The 26,925-nt window shown below is 44.0% G+C and carries 26 protein-coding genes; 17 read left to right on the forward strand and 9 right to left on the reverse strand.

Translation table 11 applies throughout. From position 1 onward, the window contains the following. Positions 1–170 precede the first annotated feature (170 nt). Positions 171–923 carry a methylenetetrahydrofolate reductase gene (locus AC0YN6_RS05240; RefSeq protein WP_475745599.1) on the forward strand — a complete coding sequence of 251 codons (753 nt, stop codon included), beginning with the start codon at positions 171–173 and terminating at the stop codon, positions 921–923. Positions 924–1,018: 95 nt separating this feature from the next. Next, entirely contained in the window at positions 1,019–1,675 is a 657-nt protein-coding gene (gene rnhA, locus AC0YN6_RS05245; RefSeq protein WP_475745600.1) for a ribonuclease H, read from the forward strand. A gap of 33 nt (positions 1,676–1,708) precedes the next feature. Here the strand turns inward: rnhA and AC0YN6_RS05250 are convergent, their stop codons facing one another. Then, the gene (locus AC0YN6_RS05250; RefSeq protein WP_475745601.1) at positions 1,709–2,575 is read right to left on the reverse strand and encodes a helix-turn-helix domain-containing protein; all 867 of its coding nucleotides are present in this window, start codon (positions 2,573–2,575) and stop codon (positions 1,709–1,711) included. A gap of 143 nt (positions 2,576–2,718) precedes the next feature. On the opposite strand from AC0YN6_RS05250, the gene AC0YN6_RS05255 reads away from it, so the two are divergent. From AC0YN6_RS05255 to AC0YN6_RS05280, 6 genes are all read left to right on the forward strand, one after another. Further along, positions 2,719–3,777 carry a Gfo/Idh/MocA family protein gene (locus AC0YN6_RS05255; RefSeq protein WP_475745602.1) on the forward strand — a complete coding sequence of 353 codons (1,059 nt, stop codon included), beginning with the start codon at positions 2,719–2,721 and terminating at the stop codon, positions 3,775–3,777. Continuing rightward, positions 3,774–4,631, forward strand: coding sequence for a sugar phosphate isomerase/epimerase family protein (locus AC0YN6_RS05260; protein ID WP_475745603.1), 858 nt, complete (start codon positions 3,774–3,776; stop codon positions 4,629–4,631). The genes AC0YN6_RS05255 and AC0YN6_RS05260 overlap by 4 nt, the downstream gene beginning before the upstream one ends. A gap of 19 nt (positions 4,632–4,650) precedes the next feature. Then, entirely contained in the window at positions 4,651–5,541 is an 891-nt protein-coding gene (locus AC0YN6_RS05265; protein ID WP_475745604.1) for a sugar phosphate isomerase/epimerase family protein, read from the forward strand. A 45-nt stretch (positions 5,542–5,586) separates the two neighbouring features. Then, positions 5,587–6,156, forward strand: a complete 570-nt coding sequence (locus AC0YN6_RS05270) for a GNAT family N-acetyltransferase (protein WP_475745605.1) — start codon at positions 5,587–5,589, stop codon at positions 6,154–6,156. 209 nt (positions 6,157–6,365) lie between these two features. Next, a complete protein-coding gene (locus AC0YN6_RS05275) occupies positions 6,366–7,298 on the forward strand; it encodes a manganese-dependent inorganic pyrophosphatase (RefSeq protein ID WP_475745606.1) in 933 nt (310 codons plus the stop codon). Between the two features lie 109 nt (positions 7,299–7,407). Beyond that, positions 7,408–7,701, forward strand: coding sequence for a DUF6509 family protein (locus AC0YN6_RS05280; protein WP_475745607.1), 294 nt, complete (start codon positions 7,408–7,410; stop codon positions 7,699–7,701). Between the two features lie 39 nt (positions 7,702–7,740). Here AC0YN6_RS05280 and AC0YN6_RS05285 read toward each other — a convergent pair whose 3' ends face one another. Beyond that, entirely contained in the window at positions 7,741–8,052 is a 312-nt protein-coding gene (locus AC0YN6_RS05285) for a hypothetical protein (protein ID WP_475745608.1), read from the reverse strand. 170 nt (positions 8,053–8,222) lie between these two features. Here AC0YN6_RS05285 and AC0YN6_RS05290 point away from each other — a divergent pair, with 170 nt between their 5' ends. Genes AC0YN6_RS05290 through pruA form a run of 3 tightly spaced genes read left to right on the forward strand, consistent with a single transcriptional unit; the run spans position 8,223 to position 11,943 of the window. Further along, positions 8,223–9,422 (forward strand): ornithine--oxo-acid transaminase, encoded by a 1,200-nt coding sequence (locus AC0YN6_RS05290; protein ID WP_475745609.1) that lies wholly within the window; start codon positions 8,223–8,225, stop codon positions 9,420–9,422. Positions 9,423–9,439: 17 nt separating this feature from the next. Further along, positions 9,440–10,342 carry an arginase gene (gene rocF, locus AC0YN6_RS05295; protein ID WP_475745610.1) on the forward strand — a complete coding sequence of 301 codons (903 nt, stop codon included), beginning with the start codon at positions 9,440–9,442 and terminating at the stop codon, positions 10,340–10,342. 53 nt (positions 10,343–10,395) lie between these two features. Beyond that, complete coding sequence (pruA, locus tag AC0YN6_RS05300; protein WP_475745611.1) at positions 10,396–11,943, forward strand: L-glutamate gamma-semialdehyde dehydrogenase; 1,548 nt, start codon at positions 10,396–10,398, stop codon at positions 11,941–11,943. On the opposite strand, the gene AC0YN6_RS05305 is transcribed toward pruA, so the two are convergent. Then, a complete protein-coding gene (locus tag AC0YN6_RS05305; protein WP_475745612.1) occupies positions 11,929–13,299 on the reverse strand; it encodes an aminotransferase-like domain-containing protein in 1,371 nt (456 codons plus the stop codon). The two genes, pruA and AC0YN6_RS05305, sit on opposite strands and share 15 nt — an antisense overlap. Before the next feature lie 117 nt (positions 13,300–13,416). On the opposite strand from AC0YN6_RS05305, the gene AC0YN6_RS05310 reads away from it, so the two are divergent. From AC0YN6_RS05310 to AC0YN6_RS05335, 6 genes are all read left to right on the forward strand, one after another. After that, entirely contained in the window at positions 13,417–14,388 is a 972-nt protein-coding gene (locus AC0YN6_RS05310) for a DMT family transporter (protein WP_475745613.1), read from the forward strand. An 868-nt stretch (positions 14,389–15,256) separates the two neighbouring features. Next, positions 15,257–16,738, forward strand: coding sequence for an amidase family protein (locus tag AC0YN6_RS05315; protein ID WP_475745614.1), 1,482 nt, complete (start codon positions 15,257–15,259; stop codon positions 16,736–16,738). Positions 16,739–16,887: 149 nt separating this feature from the next. Continuing rightward, complete coding sequence (locus AC0YN6_RS05320) at positions 16,888–17,100, forward strand: helix-turn-helix transcriptional regulator (protein WP_475745615.1); 213 nt, start codon at positions 16,888–16,890, stop codon at positions 17,098–17,100. 2 nt (positions 17,101–17,102) lie between these two features. Further along, complete coding sequence (locus AC0YN6_RS05325; protein ID WP_475745616.1) at positions 17,103–17,465, forward strand: hypothetical protein; 363 nt, start codon at positions 17,103–17,105, stop codon at positions 17,463–17,465. Between the two features lie 15 nt (positions 17,466–17,480). Further along, a complete protein-coding gene (locus AC0YN6_RS05330) occupies positions 17,481–17,759 on the forward strand; it encodes a DUF3784 domain-containing protein (RefSeq protein WP_475745617.1) in 279 nt (92 codons plus the stop codon). 20 nt (positions 17,760–17,779) lie between these two features. Continuing rightward, positions 17,780–18,088, forward strand: a complete 309-nt coding sequence (locus AC0YN6_RS05335; RefSeq protein WP_475745618.1) for a hypothetical protein — start codon at positions 17,780–17,782, stop codon at positions 18,086–18,088. 153 nt (positions 18,089–18,241) lie between these two features. Here the strand turns inward: AC0YN6_RS05335 and AC0YN6_RS05340 are convergent, their stop codons facing one another. The 6 genes from AC0YN6_RS05340 to AC0YN6_RS05365 all read right to left on the reverse strand — a co-directional run bounded on the left by AC0YN6_RS05340 (position 18,242) and on the right by AC0YN6_RS05365 (position 26,783). Next, positions 18,242–20,281, reverse strand: coding sequence for a DUF5107 domain-containing protein (locus AC0YN6_RS05340; protein WP_475745619.1), 2,040 nt, complete (start codon positions 20,279–20,281; stop codon positions 18,242–18,244). Between the two features lie 38 nt (positions 20,282–20,319). Further along, complete coding sequence (locus AC0YN6_RS05345; RefSeq protein ID WP_475745620.1) at positions 20,320–21,954, reverse strand: response regulator transcription factor; 1,635 nt, start codon at positions 21,952–21,954, stop codon at positions 20,320–20,322. A 68-nt stretch (positions 21,955–22,022) separates the two neighbouring features. After that, positions 22,023–22,835: a carbohydrate ABC transporter permease gene (locus AC0YN6_RS05350; RefSeq protein ID WP_475745621.1), complete on the reverse strand. Its 813-nt coding sequence runs from the start codon at positions 22,833–22,835 to the stop codon at positions 22,023–22,025. Between the two features lie 20 nt (positions 22,836–22,855). Next, positions 22,856–23,764, reverse strand: coding sequence for a carbohydrate ABC transporter permease (locus tag AC0YN6_RS05355; RefSeq protein ID WP_475745622.1), 909 nt, complete (start codon positions 23,762–23,764; stop codon positions 22,856–22,858). 87 nt (positions 23,765–23,851) lie between these two features. Further along, positions 23,852–25,231, reverse strand: a complete 1,380-nt coding sequence (locus AC0YN6_RS05360) for an ABC transporter substrate-binding protein (protein ID WP_475745623.1) — start codon at positions 25,229–25,231, stop codon at positions 23,852–23,854. A gap of 175 nt (positions 25,232–25,406) precedes the next feature. Next, the gene (locus tag AC0YN6_RS05365) at positions 25,407–26,783 is read right to left on the reverse strand and encodes a carbohydrate ABC transporter substrate-binding protein (protein ID WP_475745624.1); all 1,377 of its coding nucleotides are present in this window, start codon (positions 26,781–26,783) and stop codon (positions 25,407–25,409) included. Between the last annotated feature and the right edge of the window lie 142 nt (positions 26,784–26,925).

A 26,925-nucleotide genomic window follows, 5' to 3' on the forward strand; every position in this document is an offset into this window, starting at 1 on the left:
TTGCCTTATACCTAACAAACAGGTACGCTTTATAAGGAAATATAATAGGAAGATGCGATTATAGTGATTGGTAAATTGAATTAAAATTCGTTAATATGTATTATTATACATATATGATTGTAATGATACGTATGAATTTAATTCATTTTATACAGTAAGGGGCTTATGTGGTGAGAATTTCGTTAGAGCTTGTTCCGAGAAATGAGACAGAGCTTAAAGCAGAGCTGCAATTAATCAAAACACAGTTTCCAGCTATAAATACAATAAATATTCCTGATTTGACGAGGTTCGAGCTTCGCAGCTGGGAAGCGTCCTGCATATCCAAATCGCTATACGAATCCTGCGTTCCGCACATAAGGGCAATGGATTTCGACTGCGGAGAGCCTTTGCGATTCATCGAGGATCTGGAGACGCATCATATTACCGAGGTACTCATCGTAACAGGTGATGTTCCTAAAAATAGCGAGCAGCTTATATATCCAACAACATGTATAGATCTGATTTCAAAAATAAAGCAGGATCACCCCCACATTAAGGTGTATGCAGCAATAGATCCTTATCGCGGCAGCTTGGAGGCGGAATACGAGTATATTCAAAGAAAACGGAATGCTGGAGCAGACGGTTTCTTTACACAGCCATTTTTCGATCTAGCATTAATGGAGCAGTACTCGGACATGGTGAAGGGCTCGGAGATTTTCTGGGGTGTATCACCGGTTGTTTCGGACAAGTCTCAAAAATATTGGGAAACAAGAAATCATGTGGTCTTCCCGAACGATTTTCAGCCGACGCTGGAATGGAATATCGCGTTTGCCAATCAAGCATTAGCATTTACAAAGCAAACGAACAGTCATATTTATTTTATGCCGATAAAGGTAGATTTACAGGCTTATTTCGAAGGAATATTTAGTAAAGTACTCGTTTAATGGCAGCTATGCACTCGTGTATAGCTCTAACAATTGAAAAATAGTAAGTAAGTGAATTGGAAGACGGACTTCATTAAAGGTGGTTTTTTTGAGAGATGGCAAAAGGGAAATATTATGTAGTCTGGGTTGGCAAGAAGACGGGAGTGTTTACATCATGGCCTGAGTGCCAAGCGCAGGTTAGCGGTGTGCAGGATGCGAAGTTTAAGTCGTTTGAGTCAAAGCAGGCGGCTGATCAGGCTTTCCAAGACGGTTGGCGCAATCACTGGGGCACAGGCAAAGCGGCTGCTGGTTCGAAAACAGGCAGCAGTGTAAAGCAGCCAGTCTTAGTGAAAGAAGATGCGGGTTCTATTGACTATGACAGTATTTCTGTTGACGTTGGCACACGGGGGAATCCAGGCCCTGTTGAGTACAAAGGTGTAGATACTCAAACAGGTGAAATATTATTTTATGTCGGACCTATACCGAACGGCACCAACAATCTAGGTGAATTTATCGCTGTTGTGCATGCTCTTGCTTACTTGAAGGAGAAGGGCAGCACGAAGACGATCTATAGCGATTCAAGAACAGCGCTGAGCTGGCTTCGCAATAAGAAGGTAGCTTCCACCTTAAAGAGAGATGCTTCGACCGCCAAAATCTGGGAGCTAACGGATGAAGCGGTGAGGTGGATTCAAACGAATACGTACACATCTAAAGTGTTGAAATGGAATACCGAGGAGTGGGGCGAAATTAAGGCTGATTTTGGCCGGAAATAATCGCCCCTAGCCTAGTATAAGCAACAAACATAATTAGTTTCCCCGGAGCGAGGATGGGGAAACTTTTTTATGTTTTTTGAACGTTCGGCTGAAGTAGTAAATGTCGTTGAAACCGGTCGCTGCAGCAACCTCTGATACGGTAAGCGGACTGTGGCGCAGCAAATAATCCGCTTTGCCGAGGCGAGTCATCGTAATGTATTCCGTAACGGTATGACCGCTCAGCTCCTTGAATAGTCGGCTGAAGTGATAGCGGCTAAGGTTCGCCATGCTTGCGAGACTATCGACCGACAGCTCATCCTTGTATCGATTTTCAATATGCTGGAAGACTGGGGCGAAGCGCTCGATGTTTTTCATGCGTTCCGCGTATTCCACTTGGGTAAGCACGGTAGCAACATGACCGCGCAGCAGCAGCGTCAATAGTCTGTATAGCTCCGACTTAATAGCCAGCTCATATCCGAACTCACGCTGCTCAAGCTCATGGATTATGGAGAGCATACAAGCGGATACTTTGCTGTCATTGCCAACATAATTTTGCAGCAGCAGTCGGTTCTGGGTGATCGGCGTAATGAACTTGGTTTCAGCGGCATCAACCGACTGACTATGAAGTAAGGAAATGTCCGCGATGAGCGCATAGTAGTGCAAATCCGACGATAAGCTGATTCCGTAATGCAGCTCATTACTGTTCACGACGATCAGATCCCCTGCGGAAGCAGTAATGGTAGTAGAACCGCATTCTATCGAGGCTTGTCCCGACACTATATATAGAAATTCAAGGTGTTCATGAAAGTGATGTGGAAATATGACGATTCCCTGCTGATCGAAGGAGGTTCGATGCAGTTTGATTGGAAAATGGGGATCGGGCATGTCCATCGGCTCACGCAGTTCTTCGAATTTTTCCACCTGGTAAGACCTCCTCATTTAGATAGCACAATTGTACAAACAAACCGCACAGCTTTACATGGAGTTGCAGGTTGAAACCATTATAATACGAAAGTATAGACATGCAAAACCTAATGATACGATATTATAAGGAGAGATTAGCAATGAAACCGATTCAAATTGCGGTAATTGGAACAGGCTCTATCTCAGCATCTCATTTGGACTCATATAAGAAAAACCCTAATGCCAACATTTACGCGGTTTGCGATTTAAATGAAGAGCGTGCGAAAGCAGCGGCAGTGAAATATGGCGCTGAGAAAATTTATACCGATTATCACGAGCTGCTTGCCGATCCGGTTATCGAAGCAGTCAGCATTTGTACTTGGAACAATACGCATGCCGAAATCAGTATTGCCGCTCTTAAAGCAGGCAAGCATGTGCTCGTAGAGAAGCCGCTATGCCGTACGGTTGAGGACGCGCTTCTCGTACAAGAGGCGGTAGAACAATCCGGCAAGATCCTGCAAGTTGGCTTCGTTCGCCGTTACGATACGAATGCACAGTTGATTCGCGGAATGGCTGATAGAGGCGAGTTTGGTGAAATTTATTTCGCCAAAGCATCAACGCTTAGACGTCTAGGTAATCCAGGCGGCTGGTTCTCTGATATTGAGCGCTCGGGCGGCGGACCGCTAATTGATATTGGCGTACATGTTATCGATCTATGCTGGTATTTGATGGGACGGCCAAAGCCGGTATCCGTTAGTGCAAATACGTACCGTAAGCTCGGCAATCGTTCGAATGTGAAAAACCTAAGCTTCTACCAAGCGGCGGACTACGATGCGGAGAAAAACACTGTTGAGGATTTGGCGAATGCACTAATTCGTTTCGAGAACGGAGCATCACTTCTCGTAGATGTCAGCTTCACGCTGCATGCAAAGTCTAATGAAAATACGGTTAAGCTCTATGGGGAAAAAGGCGGCTTCGAAATCGATCCGGAGACCGTTATTGTAACGGAACAAAATGATACGATATTAAACGTATATCCACAAACGGACAGCCTTGGTTTTGATTTTACGGGAGCTTTCCAAAACGAAATTAACCACTTTGTTGACTGCGTTGCAAGCGGTCAACAGCCGATCAGCCCAGTAGCTGATGGCGTAGAAATTATGAAAATTTTAGTCGGCATCTATGAATCAGCAGCAAAAGGAGCGGAAGTACGTCTATGAAACTAGGAATTAGCACGTATAGCTTATATGGCGCTCTTAACAAAGGAGAAATGACGATACAGGATGTTATCGTTTATATAGCATCGATTGGCGGAGAGCATGTAGAAATTGTACCGCTTGGCTTTGACCTTACAAAAAATCCGGAATTAATCGAAGTCATTAAGAAGCAAGCTCAGGAAAGCGGCATCGAAATATCCAATTATGCGGTAGGCGCGAACTTCTCTGGCTTGAACGATGAACAATTCGAGCAAGAAATTGAACGTTTGAAGCGTGAGGTGGATATCGCAGCAGCGCTCGGTGTGAAGAAGATGCGCCATGATGTTGCTTCCTCAAATGACCTATCGATAACGAACTTTTTGCAAGAGCTGCCGAGGCTGGCGAAGGCTTGCCAAATTATCGCTGATTATGCAGCAGCGTTCGGTATTACGACAAGCGTAGAGAACCACGGCTACTATATTCAGAATAGTGACCGCGTGCAGGCGCTTGTTAAAGTCGTAGATCGTCCGAACTTCAGGACGACGCTTGATGTAGGAAACTTTCTTTGTGTAGATGAGAATCCGGTTGCTGCTGTTGCTAACAATGTCAGCTTGGCTTCTATGGTTCACTTAAAAGATTTCTACTACCGCCCATCCACAGATAACCTTGGAGAAGGCTGGTTTAAATCGAAGAGCGGCAACTGGCTTCGCGGAGCAATCGTCGGACACGGCGACATTGCGATGCCGCAAGTGCTGCGCGCGGTGAAGGAAAGCGGCTATGACGATTATATTTCAATCGAGTTTGAAGGCTTGGAAGATTGTCGTCTGGGAACGCGGCTTGGCTTTGAATTCGTAAAGCGTGTATGGAACGAACTATAAACGAAGGAGCAAATAGAATATGACTTTGCCTATCATTACGAACAAAATCGGCGTTATTGTTGATAGCTTTCAGGTTGGCGTGAAGGAAGGCTTGGTCAAAGCGAAGCAGGTTGGTGCGGATGGCGTACAAATTTATGCGGTGCAAGGTGAGCTGGATCCCGCTACTCTCTCCGCAGCGGCAAGAAAAGATTGGAAGGCCTATATTGATGGACTAGGGCTAGAAATTTCTGCCTTGGTTGGAGATTTGGGTGGTCATGGCTTCCAAGATCCTGCCGAGAACCGGTTCAAAATCGATAAATCCAAACGGATTATGGAGCTTGGCATGGAGCTTGGAACAAACATTATCACAACGCATATCGGTATCGTGCCAAGTGACAAGAACAGCCGTGTATATGAGACTATGCATACGGCTTGTGAAGAATTGGCTAGGTTCGCAAATGATATGAATGCCTTTTTTGCTATCGAGACAGGACCGGAGACGTCTGCACACTTGAAGTCGTTCCTTGATGGTCTTGGTACAAAAGGCGTAGCCGTTAACTTTGACCCAGCTAACATGGTTATGGTAACGGGTGATGATCCTGTCCTAGGCGTACACACGCTGAAGGATTATATCGTTCATACGCATGCGAAGGACGGCGTGAAGCTTGGTCATGTTGATCCGCGCGACGTTTATGGTGATTACGGCTACGAGGTTACGCTCGACCATGACAAAATTGCTCAAATGGCCGAAACGGGTTCTGCATTCCGTGAAGTACCGCTTGGCGAGGGCGGTGTGGACTGGCCTGCGTACCTGCGCGCGCTTCAAGAAATCGGCTATACGGGCTATCTGACCATCGAGCGTGAGGTCGGTACAAGTCCAGAAGCTGATATTGGCAAAGCCGTTCAGTTTTTGAAAGCTTTCAAAGGCTAGTTGGATAAGGCTAACTGAAATGACTAGAGGATGTTATCTAAAGCATTGAAACGATTTAAACCGCCCCAAAAAAGTTCTCAAGGCATATGCCTTGAGAGCTTTTTTTCTTTCCTGTGCATTGGTATGATAAACAAACCATATTTAGAGGGATGTGCAGTAATGACCACTGAAATCGTTCAAGTATCTCATACCGATAAAGACTTACATATGCTCATTAATAAGCTGGACGAGGATTTGGTGCAAAGATATATGGCAGAGGAAATATTTGCAGTAGACTTCAATGATCCGGAAATCCAAAAAATTGTATTTGTGGTGGCGTATGAGCAAGGAGTGCCAATAGGCTGCGGAGCGATAAAACCGCTGGATCATGAGTACATTGAATTAAAGCGATTTTATGTCAGCCCTGCATATCGAAGGAATGGTATCGCAGCACAAATTTTGAATCATTTAGAAACTAGAGCGAATGAGATGAACTATCGATTTATTCGTCTGGAAGCGGGCGCGCCGCAGCCAGAAGCGCTGCATTTTTATAAAAAGCATAATTATTATGAAATTGACAGATACGGTGAGTATGTTCATTGCGATTCAAGCCTTTGTTATGAAAAAAAATTGTAATGCTTTAGCTGCATTAGCTTAATAAGCGTTTTATCGTATAATGGAACGGTAATTCATAAATAAATTTTATGATTTAATTCGGTGTAAAGGTATAGGAATAAAGAACACTTAAAGCTATAATGGTTTTTAGTATATGATTTTCCAAAGGACATGGGCTGTTAACGACTTTTTTGGCCCAGCCGACAAATAACCTTTAAGGAGTATTCGAAATGACAAAAACGCTTATTTTCGGGCACAAAAACCCGGATACAGACACGATTACATCAGCGATTGCTTACGCTGAGCTCAAAACAAAGCTAGGTGCTGACGTTGAGGCTATTCGCCTTGGAGACGTTAACGGCGAAACGCAATATGCACTAGACTATTTCGGCATTGCAGCTCCTCGTCTTATTGAGAATGTTGCTGACGAGACAGACACTGTTATTTTGGTCGATCACAACGAGCGTCAACAAAGCGCTAACGATATCGATAGAGTACGTGTACTTGAAGTTATCGACCACCACCGTATCGCTAACTTTGAGACAAGCCACCCGGTTTATTTCCGTGCTGAGCCAGTAGGCTGCACAGCGACGATTTTGAATAAATTGTACAAAGAGAACGGTGTTGCAATTCGTAAAGAAATTGCTGGCCTTATGCTATCTGCAATTATTTCTGATTCCTTGCTGTTCAAATCACCGACTTGCACAGAGCAAGATGTAGCAGCAGCTCATGAGCTTGCTGAAATCGCTGGCGTTAACGCGGAAAGCTATGGTCTGGACATGCTTAAAGCAGGTGCAGATCTAAGCGACAAAACGATTGCACAGCTGATCTCCCTTGATGCTAAAGAATTCGCAATGGGCAGCTACAAAGTAGAAATCGCACAAGTAAACGCGGTTGATACAAACGATGTTATTTCCCGCCAAGCTGAGCTGGAAGCAGCTCTTAACGATATTATTGCGACAAAAGGTCTTGACCTGTTCGTGCTTGTTGTAACGGATATTTTGAACAATGATTCCGTAGCACTTGCACTTGGCGCTCAAGCACACGCGGTAGAGAAAGCTTACAACGTAACGTTGGAAGATAATAAAGCGGTATTGAAGGGCGTTGTTTCCCGTAAATCGCAAATCGTTCCTGTTCTTACAGAAACGCTAAGCAACCTGTAGGAAACGGCGAGTCTAAAACCGTTTTACAAAAAAATAGCAGTCTGAAGCTTGGATTTCAAGTTTCAGGCTGCTTTTGTTTTGTTATACTAGAGAAGAAGGAGTGGTTGAAATGTTTACTGTAACGGAATATAGCGCTGAATTAATGAAGGACCCATTTGGTATTTTATCGGGAACGAGGTATGAATTTATACTCGATCTGGATGTTGCTGATGATGATGAGCTTTATCATGAGGAGGGCGTAACGCTCCGCGTGATTTATGTTATCGAAGAGGGAGCAGCTCGCATCGCGAAATATGAGTTTTTGACGACATCCTCGAATAAGTATATTGATTTTGAGCTTGAAGAGGACGAGGAAAAAATGGTGTTTGCGTTCTGTCAGGAGCATTTTGCAAAGTCTGAGTAATTATCAGTCTTACTGCAAGTTTTATAACTGTATAGCTTATTAGCTCACATTTGCATAAATCAAGAAACCGAGAATAGGAAGCACCCAGAACAGCGGTACCATTGCGATGGTCATCGCTGTTTTTATTTTGCGATAGCGATACAGCACCCAGCTTATGATAATAGACAGGATAAGTGCTACAGGATACAACCAAATAATGATGAATAACATCACAGGCCAAAACAGTTTTTCTGAGCCTGGCGAGTCAAACATCATGACGGACATTAACGCGACAAATAACCAAATGACTGTGAAAAGCCCGAATAAAATTTGACTAATCAGCATCGTAAGAAACACTTTCTTATTTTTCATAATTTCATTTCCCCCCCCCTCAACTATTATTAAAGCAACCCTTGCTTATCTGCACAAGAGAAATTGTTTCTTTGAGCGCGTCCACGCCGCCAACTTGTTATTTGTCTCCCCTCTACCGCATAAAATCAAAAACAGCTATTTTTTGCAGGGTATGCAGAAAGGAGCAGGTGATGAACAGGGCAAATAAGGATATTGAGCTGGCAGAGCAATTTGGCGCCCATAATTATCATCCCCTGCCGATTGTCATTAGCAGCGCAGAGGGCGTATGGGTGCAGGATTCAGAAGGCATGCGCTACATGGATATGCTGAGCGCTTATTCGGCATTGAATCAAGGGCATCGTCATCCTCACATTATAAAGGCATTAAAGGAGCAGGCAGCTAAGGTTACGATTACGTCGCGTGCGTTTCATAATGAGGTATTGGGTGTTTTCTGCGAGAAGCTGGCCTCATATACCGGCAAAGAACGAATTCTTCCTATGAATACAGGGGCAGAGGCGGTTGAGACAGCGATAAAAGCTGTACGTCGCTGGGCTTACAGCGTCAAGCATATACCGAATGAGCAAGCGGAGATTATCGTTTTTGAGGGCAATTTTCACGGTCGGACATTGACGGTTACTTCCTTCTCATCAACGGAGGCGTATAAGCAGGGCTATGGTCCTTTTACACCGGGATTTCGCATTGTTCCGTATGGAAATCTGGAGGCATTAAAAGCTGCGATAAAGCCGCATACCGCCGCTGTGCTGATCGAACCTATTCAAGGCGAAGCGGGTATTCGGATTCCGGCTGATGGGTTTCTTGCGGCTGTAGCTAAGCTATGCGAGGAGCATCAGGTGCTGCTCGTCGCAGACGAGATTCAAACCGGCTTCGGTCGCACTGGCCGCAGATTCGCTTGCGACTGGGAAGAGGTTGTTCCTGACATCTACGTGATGGGGAAGGCGCTGGGCGGAGGGGTAATGCCTGTATCTGCCATTGCTGCGAATACAAGCATTATGGATGTATTCGAGCCGGGCTCTCACGGATCAACCTTTGGTGGCAATCCGCTAAGCTGCGCTGTTGCCATCGCGGCACTGGAAGTAATCGAGGATGAGGAGCTTGCAGAACGCTCTCGTCTGCTAGGGCAGTATTTGATGAAAAAACTCGCTGCGCTGCAGCATCCAGACATTACCGAGATCAGAGGCAGAGGATTGTTCATTGCTATCGAGCTGTCCACGCCTGCAAGGCCTTATTGCGAGAGACTGATGGAGCTGGGGCTTCTGTGCAAGGAAACGCATGAATTTGTAATTCGGCTGGCGCCGCCGCTCATTATAACAGAAGACGAAATCGACTTTGCTTTTGAACGAATTCAAGCTGTCTTCACGAATAGCAACTAGGCAGGAGAGTGACGGCTATGCGTATTAAGGAGGTAACAATCGTTGCGGTTCCTTTCGGGAAAGGAGCTGGTATTCCCGGAGCGGAGCTAGGCCCGGCGCATATTTTGCAGGCAGCGGGACTTAGCGGCAAGCTGACCGAGCTTCAACTGTCACATCGGGTAGCAGGAGAAATCAGCGTTAACTCGCCGCCGCCGCTGCTTCCATCCGTTAATGCAAAGCATTTGTCGGAGGTGTTCGAGGTAAGCATCCGGCTTTCTGAGCGCGTATCGGAAATCGTTGCAGAGGGTTCCTTTCCGTTAGTGCTCGGCGGCGATCATAGCATTTCCATTGGGACGATTGCTGGTCTAGCTGAGCACTACGAGGATCTAGGCGTCATTTGGTTCGATGCCCATTCGGATCTGAATACGGAGGATACAAGTCCATCGGGCAATATTCACGGGATGTCGCTTGGCATTAGTCTAGGCAGAGGTATCCCGTTGTTAACGGGTTTAAGAGGCATGTCGCCCAAAATAAAGCCAGAGCATGTCGCGATTGTCGGAGCCAGATCGCTTGATTCCGGGGAGAAGGACTATATTCGCGCATTAGGAATTGCTTGTTATACGATGCACGATATCGATCGACTCGGTATCGCACGCGTGATGGAGAAAGTGATTCAGCGGCTTGGGCAAACGACGGATGGTGTTCATGTCAGCTTTGACATCGACAGTCTTGATCCGCTTGAGGCACCGGGTACGGGCACACCTGTCCGAGGCGGCCTCAGCTACCGTGAAGCGCATCTTGCGCTTGAGCTTCTTTACCAATCGAATCTGGTCACATCAGCAGAAATTGTGGAAGTAAACCCAAGCCTTGATCAGAATGACAAGACGGCAAAGCTTGCTGTAGAGCTGATTGGCTCGCTTCTGGGCGAGCAGATATTGTGAAGAGTGAAGCAGGTACATCTAGTAATGACTCGAATGGGCAGGGGGATTTATTTATGCGTGAGCCATTTCGGAACGAGCCATTTACCGATTTCTCGGTAGCTGATCATATAAACGATTTTCAGGGTGCACTGCGGAAAGTAGAACTTGAGCTTGGCCAAGAGTATTTGTTGAAAATTGGTTCTGAGCGCGTGGAGACGATTCAAAAGCGTAAATCGATCAATCCTTCAGATGTGGGGCAGCTTGTCGGGATCGTCTCGCAGGCTGATCAAGTGCTTGCACACAAAGCGATACTTGCTGCAGCAGCAACCTTTGAGGAGTGGAAGAAGGTGACGCCTGACGCTAGGGCGAGAGTGTTGTACAAAGCAGCAGCGTTGCTGCGAAGACGCAAACACGAATTCTCTGCATGGCTTGTTTATGAAGCGGGCAAAAGCTGGGCGGAGGCTGACGGAGATACGGCGGAGGCTATCGATTTTTTGGAGTATTACGGGCGGGAGATGGAGCGGCTTGCGGAGCGTCAGCCCATTGTTGCTATAACTGGCGAGGACAATGAGCTCGTTTATATTCCGCTTGGGGTAGGCGTTGTTATACCGCCATGGAACTTCCCGCTTGCGATTATGGCGGGTATGACGATGGCGGCAGTCGTTGCCGGCAATACCGTGGTATTAAAGCCAGCAAGCGCGACGGCAGTTATCGCAGCGAAATTCGTTGAGCTGCTGGATGAGGCAGGGCTGCCGGACGGTGTTGTGAACTTCTTGCCGGGAGCGGGAAACGAAGTCGGTGATTTTTTGGTGGAGCATCCGCTCACTCGGTTTATTTGCTTTACGGGGTCAAGAGAGGTTGGCATACGCATTAATGAGAAAGCCTCGATTAGTCAGCCGGACCAAAAATGGATGAAACGTGTCGTTGCGGAGATGGGCGGTAAGGATACAATTATAGTCGACGCGGATGCAGATCTTGAGCTTGCCGCCGATGCTATAACAGCCTCGGCCTTCGGTTACACAGGTCAGAAATGCTCTGCTTGCTCGCGTGCCGTTGTACATGAGCTCGTCTATGATGAGGTAATCGAGAAGGTCGTTGAACGGACAAAGCGGCTGAAGCTTGGGAAGGCGAACGAGCAGCTCACATATGTAGGACCCGTTATCGATGAGCGGGCTTACTTGAGCATTTTAAAATATATCGAGGTCGGTCGGAGCGAAGGGGTTATCGTACAGGGAGGTAAAATCGGGGATCCCAGCGGTTATTTCATTGAACCTACGATTATTAAGGATGTCGCTCCGCTCGCTCGCGTTGCTCAGGAAGAAATTTTCGGTCCCGTACTCGCGTTTATTAAAGCCGACAGCTTCGAGACAGCACTTGATATCGCGAACAACACCGATTACGGCTTAACGGGTGCCGTCATCTCTCGGAACCGAATTCGGTTGGAGCAGGCCCGTGAGCAGTTTCACGTAGGCAATCTATATTTCAACCGCAAGTGTACGGGTGCCTTAGTCGGCGTCCATCCCTTCGGCGGCTTTAATATGTCAGGTACGGATTCGAAAGCCGGCGGGCGCGATTATATACTGCTCTTCACGCAGGCGAAGGTTGTATCAGAGAGGTTCTGATCTTGATAAGCGGACGGATTGGGAGAGCAAGCTTCCGATCCGTTCTATTCCGTTCTCAATGTTCTCTTCGATGATATTGGTCACATTTAGCTTCAATATGTTTTCTCTATGAAAAGTAGACAAGTAGTTGCGATCTAGCGAATCTACGAGTATCTCTTCCTTTCGCAAGTGACCGATGAGCAGCGGAACAGAGATCGTAGGATGAAGCAAAATATGAGTATGAATAATAGGATGCTTGGAACGTTCATAGGTAAATGCGCCTCCGCTGCGTAAAGCCTCCTTCTCAAGTGCAGCATCGAGCAGCTTGGCTCTTGCAGTGTATTTGCTGCGTATTTTGGCGCGATGCCGCTCGAACATGCCGCTGCGTAAATAAATTTCAAGAGCGGCTTGCGAGAGCATAGAGCTGTCGATGTCATCTTGTTTTTTGAAAAGACGAAACGCTTCAGTCAATACATCAGGTATGACCGCAATACCGATTCGCAGGCCGGGAAATATAATTTTTGAATAGCTCTTTAAGTAGATGACATGGGACGAGTCGTCATATGTGAATATTGGATCAGCTTTACTGTCTTGCTCGAAATCAGCCAGATAGTCGTCCTCGACAATATATACATCGTATTTGGCGGCCAGCTTGGCAAGCAGCTGCTTTTCTTTCCTCAAATAGGAGCAGCCAAGCGGGTTGTGGAAGCGTGGCATTGTATAAAAAAATTTAATATCCTCCGTACGAAAGATCTCCTCCAGCTTATCAAAATCAATGCCGGAAAATTTACGTTCAATACCAATAACCGGTACACGGCGTGTTTCTAAATACTCAATAAACAGATGATAGCCAGGCTGCTCGATCAGTACTTTTTGCTTCCCGTTCGGGAAAGGCATAGCTGCAAGCAGTGACAATGCCTGCTGAACCCCAGACACAACAAAAATATTTCTATCTTGCGTGAATACCTGATAGCTCATTAATTGCTTTCGAACGATATCAATAAGGGAATCCATCCCTTTGGCAGTGCCATAGACGAATAAGTCCTTCTGATAGGTATCGATCGCTTTGTTAATGCAGTGCTGAAAGTCCAAGTAAGGAAACAGTGCGGGATCAGGGGCCGTAGCAGCAAAGTCGAGTACGCTGCTCGCTTCATCTTGAGCTGGATTTATTCCTTTTACGACGAAATAACCGCTCTTTGGCATCGCATAAATAAGATGGCGTTTCTCCAGCGCATCCAGCGCTTTAATGATGGTGCTCTTGCTGCAAGCGAACTGCTCGGCAAGCGTTCGAATGGAAGGGAGCTTCTGTCCATCCTTATAAGGCTGTTTGGATATCAGCTCTTCCAGCTCGTTCATAAGCTTTAAATAAATGTACAAGTGTATAGCTCCTTCTGCCATCTGTACCGATACAGATGGTTTTTTTGTATATTGTAGCATGTGCGGCATTAGAGATACGATAAATGTATACAACGAGCAGTTAACAGGAGGTAAGTCATGACAACAACGCAGAATCAGAATGGCATCAAAACGAAGCGGCTTGCTTATTCAGCCATTATTGTTTATTCCATCATCGTAGGCCTTTCCTTTCTTTTTGGGAAATTAGCCTTGACGATTACAGGTCCGCTGGACAGTCTCGCTCATCGCTTTACCGTCTCCTTTATCGCTGCGACAATTCCAGTTCTACTCGGCTGGATTAAGCTGGAGCTTAAACCTCGAGATTTATTAGTTATTTTACCGCTTGCTGTATTTTACCCGTCGATGTTTTTTGCCTTGCAAGCCTACGGCTTGCAGTTCACCAGCTCCGCGGAAGCAGGCATTATACATGCAACGGTGCCTATCTTCACCATGGTAGCAGCAGCCTATTTCTTAAAGGAACGGACGACAAAGCTGCAGAAGCTTTCTACCTTGCTCTCTGTAGCTGGAGTCATATTTATCTTTGTCATGAAGGGTACGTCCATCGATATTTCTAATGTGAAAGGCACATTGCTCATACTCTTGTCAGCACTTTCATTAGCCGGCTACAGTGTGCTAGCAAGGAGGCTTTCAGGGCGCATGAAGGTAATGACGATGACTTATATCATGACGGCCATAGGTTTCCTCGTCTTTAATATTTTAGCAGTAGGCATGCATGTTTCAGCGGGAACGCTCACCCATTATTTTGATCCGTTTGCAAGTCCCGTCTTCCTATTGTCGATGCTATACTTAGGCGTGCTGTCCTCGCTCATTTCCAGCCTGCTCAGTAATTACGCCTTATCGAAGCTCGAAGCCTCCAAGGTAAGTGTATTTAATCATCTTGCAACATTGGTCTCGGTTATCGGAGGGTTTATGTTTTTGGGTGAAAAGCTTGCCTACTACCACTTTATCGGCGCTGCTGTAATTATCGTCGGTGTGCTGGGCACGAATATGGGGGCGCTTAGCATGAAGAGACCTACTGTTAGTAGAGTGGATGATAATTATATCGAATGAGTGGAGCGGCGTAACCTATGGAATGGTTTCAAAAGTTCGGGAGTTTCGGTGATAGATCTAAAAAGTAGATCTATTTCCGCTTAACAGACTAAATCCGCTCAAATAGATCTAGAAACTAGACTTAACTCGTCGCACGTCGCGCGAATTTGCCTCAAAATTGCGAGAATCGCGGAAATAGATCTAAAAAGTAGATCTATTTCCGCTTAACAGACTAAATCCGCTCACATAGGTCTAGAAACTAGACTTAACTCGTCGCACGTCGCGCGAATTTGCCTCAAAATTGGGAGAATCGTGGAAATAGATCTAGAAAGTAGATTAATTTCCGCTCAACAGACCAAATCCGCTCAAATAGATCTAGAAACTAGACTTAACTCGCCGCACATCCGATGAATTTGCCTCAAAATTGCGAGAATCGAGGAAATAGATCTAGAAAGTAGATCAATTTCCGCTCAACAGACCAAATCCGCTCAAATAGATCTAGAAACTAGACTTAACTCGTCGCACGTCGTGCGAATTTGCCTCAAAATTGCGAGAATCGCGGAAATAGATCTAGAAAGTAGATCAATTTCCGCTTAACAGACCAAATTCGCCCACATAGATCTAGAAACTAGACTTAACTCGCCTCGCCTCGCCTCGCTTCGCACGTCGCACTTCGCAAGTTGCACTTCGTACGTCGCACTTCGTACGTCGCTCGTCGAACGTCCAACGTCGCACATCGCACGTCCCAAACCGCTCATCCCACGAGCTGGGTACAGCTGCAGGAAAGCTTGATTATATTGGTTTTTTACCCTGACTTTGTATATGAAATTAGATATGATTTGAGTTAAGGGATTTATTGGAATCGAGGCAGTGTGAAGGTGGTTAAGTGATGCTAAATAAACAAAAATGGATTATAGAAGCGGATATGACAAGCATGCAAACGGCTATGGAAGCGGGCTTGTTAAGTTCAGAAGAGCTAGTAAAGCTATATGTGGAGCGAATCAACAAGTATGATCCGATTCTTCGATCGATTTTGGAGATTAATCCAGATGCGATTGAAGTTGCCAAAGCGTTAGATCAGGAACGAATCGAAAAAGGAAGCCGAGGGAGTCTGCATGGTATTCCAATATTGCTCAAGGATAATATTGATACGAATGACCGCATGCACACAAGCGCAGGCTCGGTAGCACTAGCGAATTCTTTTGCAGCTGCGGATTCTTTCGTTTCATCACAATTACGTACCGCAGGGGCAGTATTACTCGGGAAAGCAAACATGACGGAATGGGCGAATTTCATGTCGGGCACAATGTGGGCGGGATACAGTTCAAGAGGTGGACTTGTACTCAACCCATATGGACCGGGAGAGATGTTCATAGGTGGTTCCAGCTCGGGCTCAGGTGCGGCGGTTGCTGCCAATCTAGGTGCTGCTGCAATCGGAACGGAAACATCCGGTTCAATCGTAAGTCCTGCAAGCCAAACGAGTTTGGTTGGGATTAAACCCACTCTAGGCTTAGTAAGCCGATCTGGCATTATACCCATTACGAATAGTCAAGATACAGCAGGTCCTATGACGAGAACAGTAACAGATGGGGCCATTGTACTTGGAGCGTTGGTTGGTGCAGACGAGCAAGATGAGATTACAGTGTCAGGAGTAAAGCAAGGCTACCGAGATTACACGCCATTTCTGGATACAAGTTATTTAAAGCAAGCAAGGATCGGAATTCCGCGTTTTTATTATAAAGATCTGGATGAAGCTAGGCTCGCCATTATTGAAGCAGCTATAGAAGTATTAAAGCAGGAAGGCGTCACGATTATCGATCCGGTGGAGCTGCCGTGTGAACAGGTGGAGTGGGATTGGCATGTGCTGCGGTATGAATTCAAAAAGTATATCAATGACTATTTAGGAAAGCTGGATGATTCAGTTCCCGTTCATTCCTTGCAGGAGCTAATTGCCTATAATGAGAAGCATGCTGATATCGCTTTGAAATACGGGCAAGACGTACTTATTTCAGCGGAGGAAACTAGCGGAACGTTGACTGAACAGGAATATCTGGATAGTAAAATAAAAAATAAAGAGCTGGCCGGCAAGCGCGGAATTGACGCCACCTTAGAGGAACACCAATTGGATGCGCTGTTGTTCCTCGGCAATGAAGAGGGCGATGATTTAGCCGCGAGAGCAGGCTATCCCGTCATAACAGTGCCAGGCGGCTATGCGGAGCAGGGAATCATCGCAGAGGGCGGCTATACGACCAAAGGGCCGCAGGGTATTACCTTTATCGGTACGGCTTTCAGCGAACCGACTCTAATTAAACTTGCTTATGGCTTTGAGCAGGCGACCAAGCATCGCGTACCGCCGATTGCTTTTGATTAATTGACTATATATAGGCGCATTGCAGAGGATTTATAACCCTTTGCAATGCGCCTTTTTCTATTAAAATGAAACATATAGTTTACTTTTGTCATATATATGTTACAATTTTAAATAAGGAGAGGAGTTGTGAAAGGAGTTATGGATACATTTTGAAGGACTTTGTATTAAAGAACAGAGTGAAGTTAGCGAGAATGGAGCAAGATGAGCTTACGCAAGGTGAATTAGCTAATTTAGTTGGGGTCACAAGACAGACGATGAATTTAATTGAAGCACAAAAGTATAATCCGACAATTAAAGTTTGTTTATTGATTTCAAAACATTTAATGACTCCAGTAGATAAATTATTTTGGATGGAGGATTGAAAATGAAGAGGTTATTATATTATTTGCCCTCACTATTGACCATCTTTGTAATCTTCACGCTTGATGAGGGTTGGACCAAATGGCTGCTGCTTGCTGTACTTGTTCTATCGGTCGTAATAGCTAAATATAAACGCACGAAATTGGATACAGAAGAAGTTGAGTACGATGAACGAGTGAACATAAATATTCGTTATTGGTCATTTGGGTTTATTGTTATTATGAATGCTGTATTAATTATGTACTTAATACTTGTATCACAATCGCTTATTAATGCGTGGATTACAACCGAGGATATGATGATTTATTTATCTGCTTCACTACTCATTGCTCTTTATATCGTCCCGAGCATTGCCAGGAGATTTTAAGTAGGGGGATTTAAGATGAATTTTGATTTATTAATCATAGGCGGAATTTTACTACTCTTAGGTTTTTTAGTCGGTGTCAAAAAGAAGACGTGGTTATTATCAGGTTTTAATGAAAAGCGCGTCTCTGATAAAAATAAGTTATCCATTCTAGTGGGTGGATATAATGGAATAATGGGAATATTGTTTTTTGCGGCAGGGTTAACATCATTCAAATATGTACAAGCGTTATTTGCTATTTTGATTATAGGCTTCGTTGCGCTTATCATATATGTAAATGTGAAAATGGTTGAATAAAAAATATTGGAGGCATCACAATGAGTAAACGTTATCGAATGACAAGAGCGTTACAGGAAAACGGCAATACGGAGCAAACCATATCTTTGGAAGAGTGCAAGCAGTATTTCATGACGAAACCCGATTTTACATACACATCCGTGTTCACGGTGACAGGCGCTACGACTATGTCTATTGAGGGTGATTTTTTCATGTGGAGCTATAATGATACTAAGATCCCGTTCAGACATTATCAGGGAGACATATACGTATCCGGCAACAATGAAGCTGTGATCCCGATAATGCTTGAAATTGCCAGCGAATTAGTGGCGGATATTGTGGAAGAGTAAACGATGAAATGTTCGTAAAAGGCAACATTCCGTTCTAATTTGAACGAAATGTTGCCTTTTTGATTTGAAACATGTCTTGGGCTAATTTACACTGCAAGTTCTTCAGCGGCCTCGACGAATTCAGAGGTCATTTCCTTGTTAGCTGGTGCTCATTTATTCGTCGCCAACAATTCTAAAGTCGATATTGTTTGTTGGAGGGAATTTTTGGCGTGCCTCCTCGAAATGGCTTTCGTCAAGCGCTTCGCCTCGCTGTGCAGCAATTTGCTTGGCGTGGTGCTTGTACCAGAGATTGATGATAAGCATCTCACCCTCCCGCACAACTGCAAATTCTTTCTTGAACAGCTCGCTCAGGAATTCTTCTTCATCGAGCTCAAGGGCCGCTGCGCCTACGATGATCAGAATGCGGTCATTCGTTGCGTACTCTTCAGGCAAGGTATGGAAAAAGCTCCATGCTTCCTTATGGCGACCGCTATCGATCAGCATACTGAGATACTCTTCAGCCAGTGCACGATCTGGGAAGGATTGCGATAGCTGGAATGATTGATCCATATAGCTGAGTGCTGCTGCAAAATCTCCTTTGTTCTTCATAGCAATAGCAAGATTGCGATAAACCCAAACAGATGGCTGCAGCTCGATGGAAGTCATCCATGCTTCTATTGCTTTGTCTTCGCTGCCAAGTTCGTAGAGCATTACGCCAAGGTGCATGTATGCATTCCAGTTTTTGTTGTTATCCGAGGAACGCAGGCTTGATTCCAGCATCTCCAGCCATTCAGGCTGTACCATCCATGCTGGAGGAATAGCGTTGACGTCGCCAAGCGGGAATGATCCGCAATCAAGCAAATGCTTCCATTCCACGCTTTCAGCAGCTGTATCAGACGTAAGCAGCGAGAAGTCGAAGCCAGCAGGAATGCTTCGCTGCTCTAGCTTATTGCGTCGCGCTTCCTCCAATCCGCCCCACTCGGATCCATCATAGAGCTTCTCAATAGGAGCTTTTATTGCTTCTTCTTGAACAGCTTCGTGAATGGTGTAAACATCCTCTTCTGTAATAAGCTTGTCTATACAGCCCTTCACATAATCATTTGCTTTCAGCCAATCCTCTTGATGTGATTGCTCTGTACTCACATCAGACAGTCCGATAACCTGTGTGAAATCCCATTCTGTATGAGCAGGCATATCTAGTCCATGCAGTTGAGTCGGAGCAAAGCCGGCTTGAATTTCGATGTAGTTGCCTTTACCCGGATCGGACAGGAAGTCGCACCAACGACGACCACCAGGATGATGTCCCCAGCAGAACATTTTGCGATAGCGCAAGAGGGATGTGGAACGCTCATAAAATAGTTTGCCATCCTCATAGGCAACTGCTTCCCACGGAGCTTTGTTTTCAGCTGTCGTTTGGAAAAAGTACTCATTAGAGAATGGGAAGTTGATCGGATAAGTAACATCCTTGCCAGGTACCGTTGCAAGTTCTGGCAATACACCGTGACCGAAGCCCTTGATGCGCTGATCAAAATAAATGACTTCATCTGTTGTTGAGAACATGCGAGCCTTTTCGGTTTCTTCAACAGCGGTATTCGTCCACCAGTACATCGGTAAAGAATGGTCATTATCATTAATAATGCGTACATATACAATTAGCTTATCTGAGCCTGGCGGCAGATGGAAATCGATATGCCAGAACACATTTTTGCAGCGTTCGTATTCGTATAGGCGCAAAAATTCATTATTTTTTTTGTCATGCAGCTTTGCTGCATGCAAAGGAGCGGAAGTCGTAAAAGTATGACCAACTTGCCCAATATTCCACTCAATACCGCCGGAGAACCACGCATTCAAAATGGCCAGATTTCCAGGCTGGAAAACAGGATTTGTATATAGTAGGTTACGATTAGTACGTTTGTCGATTAAGGAATATAGTCTGCCGCCATATTGAGGCATAAATATAGCTTCGAGTATGTCGTTTTCTAAAACTATTGTATCAATCATCAAATCCTGCCGGTTGCGTGTATAGCGATCCTGCATGCGATATGGCAGGGAACGCTCGCCAGCTTCATAGCCCAACATCGGACGCAGACTGTCAGGGTAACTGCTGTTAACAGGAACGTCACGGTCATGCTTTCGGTTTCTGAACATCGGAAGTGGATTTACGCCCTCAAGCGGAGCACCCGATATCTGTAATGTAGATAGTTTGATAGACATTGCATAATCTCTCCTTCATAGACTCGAAGTTGTTAGATTTAAGTATTATTTTTTTTCCGAAACTCGGAAGGGCTAAAGCCAATCATTTTTTTGAACAAGCGATTAAAGTAAAAGGGATCATCGATTCCGATCTCTTGGGCTACCTCTTTTACTCTAATATCTTTCTGCTTCAGCAATTGAACAGCATAGTTGATTTTGAGCTCATTCATATATTGAAACACGCTTTTGCCGGTATCCTGCTTGAAGATTCTGCACAAATAGCTTGAGTTAAGGTTAACGGCGGTAGCTAACATTTCCAGTGTGATTTTATCATTCAGACGACTCTGTAAAATGTGAATGATTTGCAAAGTTTCTTTACGGCAAGCGCGTTGCTTTGCTTCTTGGAGACGAATACTCGCTTCTTGCATAATATCTTGTAATAAATGCTTGAACATTTCTAAAGATTGAATATCCATTAACAAGGGTCTAAATGAGTGTGCAATTACATCCTTCATGTCAATCTTATTTGCTTCTTTCACTTGCATAGCGGCCCATTTCATTATAAGAGCATCAAGTTCATTTAAGAAAATAAGAAAAGCTTGTTTTAACTGCTTCGGATCACAGAAAGCTGCAGAGACTTCACTAATAATAGATTGAATAATCGATGTCAATTGATCGGAGTTTTCCTCAAGTGCATTTTTAAGCAGATTTGCCCAATCTGCATACCGCGTACTCACTACAATGTGGTCAAACTCGGTTTCAGCAGCAACAATAACGGATGCCGAGCCATAATAGAAGGTTGCCATTGCAGCATGTCTGCAGTTTTTGTAATGCTGACGCAGCTGTTCCAAGCTGCTGAAACTATCACTTATCGTTATACTGACGTCCAAATTCAAATAAGTACGAATCAGTTTAATTAAATTTGATGCCAGTTGCTGCAATGCAGAGTAATCAGAGCCTTGTTGCATTTCCTGAATTAAGACAACATATTGTCCAGCTCCCAAATCAATGAGCTCAATGGAGCTATGATCGGAAATGATTTCTTTCAAGATATTGGCCACTGAAAATTGCAGCAGTTTTTTATTTTTGATTTTACCAGTAGTGAGAGCTTGCTCGTATTGATCAATTTCCACTGCAAAGAGGTGTCCTGCAAGCTGATCAGGCTTTAACTCAATTGCGTTTGCTTCACGCAGCACATCCTTGAGATGCTGAGCATCTTCCTGTATCAGTTGCTTCCAAATGCTGTTTCTATGCTCCTGACGTTTCTCGTTTAGCTCATGAGCAAGCATGATGTTTTGTTCTTTTCTCTGTTGTGCCTGCATTAGAAGTTCTGAGGTATTGGAGAGCACCTGAAGCAGGTCTTTAGGTTGCAGAGTAACTTTGAGCAAATAATCGACAGCGCCGCTCTTTAATGCTTCACGTACAAGCTCGTATTCACCATGATTGCTAAGCACGATAATCTTTCCAGTAAATCCGGCTTCAGTAAGTGCGTGGATCAGCTCAAGTCCATTCATGTTTGGCATCTTCAGATCAGTAATAATAATATGCGGCTGCTGCTTCTGCACTATTTGCAAGGCCTGCAGGCCATCTGCTGCTGTACCGACAAGCTGATAACCATTTTCCTCCCAGTTGATAATCGTGCTAATGGCAACCCTTATTATTGTTTCATCATCTACGAATAAAACACGCAGCATCTTTTCCTCTCCTTCAACCGCACTTGCTGTCATTTACCTAGAAAGAATTAATAGGAGGTATTACTCTATCATTTTATAGCACCAACTGTAATGCCGGCTGCAATTTTGTTTGAAACAAACAAATAAAGAACAAGGGTAGGGATAAATACAACCATCGCAGCGGCGAAAATACCAGAATAGTTTCCGGAATTAGTGAATCCGCGAATAATCGATTGTAACGCAAGCGCCAGTGTATGTGTTTTTTGGTCGTTCGCAAATATAAGTGCATAGAAATAGTCATTCCAAATACCCATAAAGTTAAAAATCGTTACTGTTAACAAACCGGGTTGAGCCATGGGCAAAATAATACTAACAAACGTTTTGATCGGACCACATCCATCGATTGCCGCAGATTCTTCCAGCGGTTTTGGAATAGTCGAGAAAAACCCGGAAAGTAAAAAAACGCTAAATGGAATATTAGTGAAAAGATACACTAGTACCAATGTAAAGATTGAGCCTGTCAACTTCATTTCCACAAAAAGTGTAAACAATGGAATGGTAATAAGCAAGGCTGGAATTGATAAAGCAGATAGAAACATCATCTCAATTACTTTTTTACCGAAAAACTTCACTCTACCCAAAATATAAGCAGCTGGTGCAGCAATAAAAAGTATGCCAATACAGGCTGTTACCGTGTAGATAACGCTATTCAAGAAATAGCGTCCCATATTCATTTCAGTAAATAAATTCGTGTAGTTGGAAAAATGCAGGCCGCTTTCAAACAAGTCATTTGAGAAGATGCCCCTTGTCGTGCTCAGAGACGCTAATATAGCAAATCCGAATAGGACGATGGTGAACAATAGCCATAAATAAAGCGGGATATAGCGAAGTTTATTAGCCATTAGACTTATCCTCCTGTTTATTAATATTCAATAGTATCTTTACGGAAAAATAAATTGATGACAGCTGACAAGATAAGAATCGCTATCGTAATCATTACACCAACAGTTGCACCGGCTCCGACGTTAAATGCATCCTGCGAGAAGACCGAACCTTGTGCACCGAATACTTTAATATACATATAGTAACCTGGCGTCATCGTTTCAGGACTTTCCTGTCCAAAAGTGGCTGACCAAACGAAGAAATTAATGGCGCCGATTGTCCACAATATAAGTGTCATGCGGAATATATCTTGCAGCAAAGGCATTGTAATTTGGAAAAATTTGCGTAATGGACCAGCGCCTTCGAGCATGGCCGCTTCATAGAAGTCCTGTGGAATTCTTTCCATTCCAGCAATAAGCAACAGCATATAATATCCGATTGAGCCGAAACAGAAAGCAATCAGCATGGACAGGAATAAGTATTGATCACTTGTCCACTGAATATCTGCCAGTGCATTAAGACCGAAGAAACGAAATACAGTTGTCAGAAAACCGTAGTTGGAGTTGAAAATATAGTGCAGCCATACGGAGGACAAAACGACCGCTGAAACGATGTTCGGCATATATACGAGCGAGCGCCAGAAGTTCTTACCTTTTACTCCAGATGCGATAATAGCGGCATAGAGAAAGGCGAAAAACAGCACAATTAGACCGCCAAACAGCCAAATTTTGAACACATTCCATACAGATCCCATGAAATAGGAGTTGTTGAACAGCTGAATATAATTATCAAATCCTACAAAGCTCCAATCAGACATTTTGCTAGAGAGAGCAGGAATATCGTAAAAGCTCATTAGAGAAGCACGAATGGTAGGATATAAAAAGATAGCTAAGTAAACAATTACAGCCGGCAAAAGAAATAGGGCGATAATTGACTTTGGAATACGCATAGTATTCTCCTCCCGGTACAGATTAGTTTCTTTTGAATGCTAATTTGCAGCGATTCGTGGAATCGCTGCAAATTAGCAAGTGACTCATTATTTTGCTGCGCTGTAGAACTTTTGAGCTGCTTTACTCATTTTGTCTACATATTGATCAACTGTAAGTTTTCCTTCTACAAGCTCCATAAATACTGGTACAATAACACCTTTGGAGAAGTCGAAATTATTGCTGATACCGAAGCCCCAAGGTGCGTTAACTTTTGCATTATCCATTGCCTTTGCAGCATCCGCAAGTGGAGCTGGCCATTCAGTATCAATTGTTGCAGGAATGGCTTGTGCAGCTGTTACCATTTTTTGTTGAGCGTTTTTGCCAACAAGATACTTCACTAATTCAATTGCTGCTTCTTTGTTTTTGCTGTTCTTGTTAATCATTAGTGATTGGGAACCGAAAGTTAGCTCCTGATGTCCACCCTTGCCGTTGCCATTAGCTACAACAGGGAATTGGAATGTGCCCCACTTGAAGTCTGGACCAGCCGTTGCAGCTACTTCGTTTGGAAGCCATGTGCCGTTAAGGTATGCAGCTGCTTGTCCAAGCACTAGGTCTTGCTGAGCAGCTGGATATTTACTTCCGGAAATCTTCTTGGAGAAATACCCTTTTTCATGCATTGCAATAATGTCTGTTGCAAATTGTTTTACAATAGGGTCTTTCCACATATCGCCTGTTTTATCGTTAACAAGTTGATCTACCCACTCATAACCCATTGCGCTGCTCAAGTATCCACCGATAAACAGATCACGATAAGCATCGTCGAATGTAATTGGATCTACACCGGACTGTTTTAGTTTTTCATTTTGCTCCATAAACTCTTCCCAAGTGGTTGGAGGTGCAGTAATTCCTGCTTTTTCATATGCTTCTTTGTTATAGAAGAACAGTACAGCGAATGGCTGTTGTGGCAATGCATAAGTACCTTCCTCTATTCCAGCAATAGTGGACAAAGATTTTGTCCAGCTCATTAGGCTTGGTATAAGAGATTGCTCAAGTGTTTTGCCTTCCATGCCAATTGCAGGCGTAGCTAAATATTCATCTAGTTTTTGTACATGCTCCTTAAGAGCAGCAATAGACTTCGAAGGGTCTCCTTCAAAAATATCTAATTGCTGTCCGCCATCAAGAGCTGGCTTAATCAATTTCTCAATATCGCGACCAGTGAACTTTACATCCACTTTTACTTTAGGATTAACTTTTTCAAATTCCTTAACCGTTTCTTGAATTACTTTAGCTTGTGGTTCAGTATCGCTCCACATTGACCAGAATACGACATTGCCTTCCAAATTAGACTCTTCCCCTGTCGTCTCTGTTGCTGCTGGTGAATTAGATGGGTTGTTGTTGGTTGAAGTATTTCCGTTATTAGAGCAACCGATAACAAAAATAAACATTGCAGCAGCTAGCAGTAGAGCCATTACTTTAAAATTTTTCATGAGATGACCTCCTTTTTTTTGTAAGTATACCGTTGGTATGGGTTTGCGGTACATGTACAATATTGAACATAACCTGCACAATATTGCCCTTTCTATTTTGCATGGAAACAGGAGCGATTTTATAACAAAAAGACCGCGAGCAGATGTCTTCATCTGCTCGCGGTCTTACATTTGTCTATTTTATTTTCTCCAAAGGCTCCCTAATGTTCGCGAATGTTTTCTCGACGCGCTCGATCGCCTGGTCTATTGTTAAGTTGCGATGCATGATATCACTTATTGTATTAAATAGCTCTTCTGTCACTTTTATATCCGTATTAGGAAGCAATCCCCATCTGAAAATAACTGGTTTGACGCCGTGATCAAATACGGTTGCTGATTCATATACTGACGCGGGCAATTGCTCCTTGGCTAGCTCTGCACCATTCTTTACTGCAATTACGCCTGTTGATTTCTCTGCGTTAAGCTTAATAATATCATCCACGTACTGATATTTGAGGAATAGCTTCGCTAACTCCTTATTTTTCGCCTTTGCCGGAATAAACATGGCTTCAAATGAAATTTGAGCATATTGCTGATCGGATGGGTGAAAAGTAGGAGGCGGGATAAAACCGAATTCAAAGCCTTCCGTACGTGGAATATCCTTCATCTCGCCCTCAAACCAATTGCCATTGGGAATGAATAACGCTTTATCATTGAGAAATTCGATTTGCGCTTGTGTATGATTAAGCGCTACAGTACCTGGCATAATATTATGATTGCGGGCGAACTGCTCGAATAGACTAAGTGATTGCTTCACCGCTTTTGTCTCGAAGGAGCCTTTTTCAAACTGCATGATTGGCATCAGGTCATCTTGAGAAGATAACGAAACGATAGCAGGCCACAGAATCGAGGCAACATAACCAGGATAAATGCCTTGATACGTAAATAGTGATCGTCCATCAGCAGCTGCCAGTTCTCCTAGCTTCCAAAGCTCGTCCCAAGTGCGCGGCGGCGTCCAGCCTTTTTGTTTAAATAAGGTTTTGTTATACCATAGACCTTCTGTAGCAACATAATTGGGGGCCATATATATTTTTCCATCCCCATAAGGCTTTGCAAAGTCCAAAATATCGTTCATCATGATATCTTTAAGAGGAACGTCTTTGTCCAACGCTTTGCTATCGAAAAGCTCAGTCAAGTCAAGGAATGCGTTTTCCTTTAGCATTTTTTGCACGGTATTTGTTTGATCTGAGATCGGCGCATATATGAAATCAGGCGGATTTCCTGATACGTTTAGAGGTTTAATAATATCCATTATTTTTGGATTGGAAATCATAGTGATTTTGACACCCGGGAAATCAGCTTCGAAGCGTTTAATAACGGCTTCCCAATATGATTTTCCGTAAGCGCCTTCAAACACGGCAATACTCAATTCTTTATCTGAAAAATCAATATTTCCTTTATTGGGTGTAATGGCGGTTGAATCTGGCTTCGGATTTAATAGCCCGCAGCTTGTCAGCACGATAGTTGTTAGAAGAAAGACATTAGCATATGCGGCTATTTTAATGGATCTCATGTAAATTGACCTCCTGTGAAAATATATTACTATTATAGATGTAAAGTTGTCCTGCTTGCATTAGTTATTTAGTTACGATATCGAGCTATCGCTATTCGCTTTCATTTTAGAGATGATGGTTGTGTTTTAAGTACGGATTGTG

This window comes from Paenibacillus sp. J22P15, from assembly GCF_056269345.1.

Excerpts from the sequence above, each read along its gene's own strand:
- AC0YN6_RS05315 (WP_475745614.1), top strand. The coding sequence starts at position 15,257 with ATGCTAAATAAACAAAAATGGATTATAGAAGCGGATATGACAAGCATG.
- rocF (WP_475745610.1), top strand. The coding sequence starts at position 9,440 with ATGCGTATTAAGGAGGTAACAATCGTTGCGGTTCCTTTCGGGAAAGGA.
- rnhA (WP_475745600.1), top strand. The coding sequence starts at position 1,019 with ATGGCAAAAGGGAAATATTATGTAGTCTGGGTTGGCAAGAAGACGGGA.
- AC0YN6_RS05325 (WP_475745616.1), top strand. The coding sequence starts at position 17,103 with ATGAAGAGGTTATTATATTATTTGCCCTCACTATTGACCATCTTTGTA.
- pruA (WP_475745611.1), top strand. The coding sequence starts at position 10,396 with ATGCGTGAGCCATTTCGGAACGAGCCATTTACCGATTTCTCGGTAGCT.
- AC0YN6_RS05360 (WP_475745623.1), bottom strand. The coding sequence starts at position 25,231 with ATGAAAAATTTTAAAGTAATGGCTCTACTGCTAGCTGCTGCAATGTTT.
- AC0YN6_RS05355 (WP_475745622.1), bottom strand. The coding sequence starts at position 23,764 with ATGCGTATTCCAAAGTCAATTATCGCCCTATTTCTTTTGCCGGCTGTA.
- AC0YN6_RS05260 (WP_475745603.1), top strand. The coding sequence starts at position 3,774 with ATGAAACTAGGAATTAGCACGTATAGCTTATATGGCGCTCTTAACAAA.
- AC0YN6_RS05365 (WP_475745624.1), bottom strand. The coding sequence starts at position 26,783 with ATGAGATCCATTAAAATAGCCGCATATGCTAATGTCTTTCTTCTAACA.
- AC0YN6_RS05330 (WP_475745617.1), top strand. The coding sequence starts at position 17,481 with ATGAATTTTGATTTATTAATCATAGGCGGAATTTTACTACTCTTAGGT.
- AC0YN6_RS05345 (WP_475745620.1), bottom strand. The coding sequence starts at position 21,954 with ATGCTGCGTGTTTTATTCGTAGATGATGAAACAATAATAAGGGTTGCC.
- AC0YN6_RS05275 (WP_475745606.1), top strand. The coding sequence starts at position 6,366 with ATGACAAAAACGCTTATTTTCGGGCACAAAAACCCGGATACAGACACG.
- AC0YN6_RS05290 (WP_475745609.1), top strand. The coding sequence starts at position 8,223 with ATGAACAGGGCAAATAAGGATATTGAGCTGGCAGAGCAATTTGGCGCC.
- AC0YN6_RS05285 (WP_475745608.1), bottom strand. The coding sequence starts at position 8,052 with ATGAAAAATAAGAAAGTGTTTCTTACGATGCTGATTAGTCAAATTTTA.
- AC0YN6_RS05335 (WP_475745618.1), top strand. The coding sequence starts at position 17,780 with ATGAGTAAACGTTATCGAATGACAAGAGCGTTACAGGAAAACGGCAAT.
- AC0YN6_RS05280 (WP_475745607.1), top strand. The coding sequence starts at position 7,408 with ATGTTTACTGTAACGGAATATAGCGCTGAATTAATGAAGGACCCATTT.
- AC0YN6_RS05255 (WP_475745602.1), top strand. The coding sequence starts at position 2,719 with ATGAAACCGATTCAAATTGCGGTAATTGGAACAGGCTCTATCTCAGCA.
- AC0YN6_RS05310 (WP_475745613.1), top strand. The coding sequence starts at position 13,417 with ATGACAACAACGCAGAATCAGAATGGCATCAAAACGAAGCGGCTTGCT.
- AC0YN6_RS05350 (WP_475745621.1), bottom strand. The coding sequence starts at position 22,835 with ATGGCTAATAAACTTCGCTATATCCCGCTTTATTTATGGCTATTGTTC.
- AC0YN6_RS05340 (WP_475745619.1), bottom strand. The coding sequence starts at position 20,281 with ATGTCTATCAAACTATCTACATTACAGATATCGGGTGCTCCGCTTGAG.
- AC0YN6_RS05265 (WP_475745604.1), top strand. The coding sequence starts at position 4,651 with ATGACTTTGCCTATCATTACGAACAAAATCGGCGTTATTGTTGATAGC.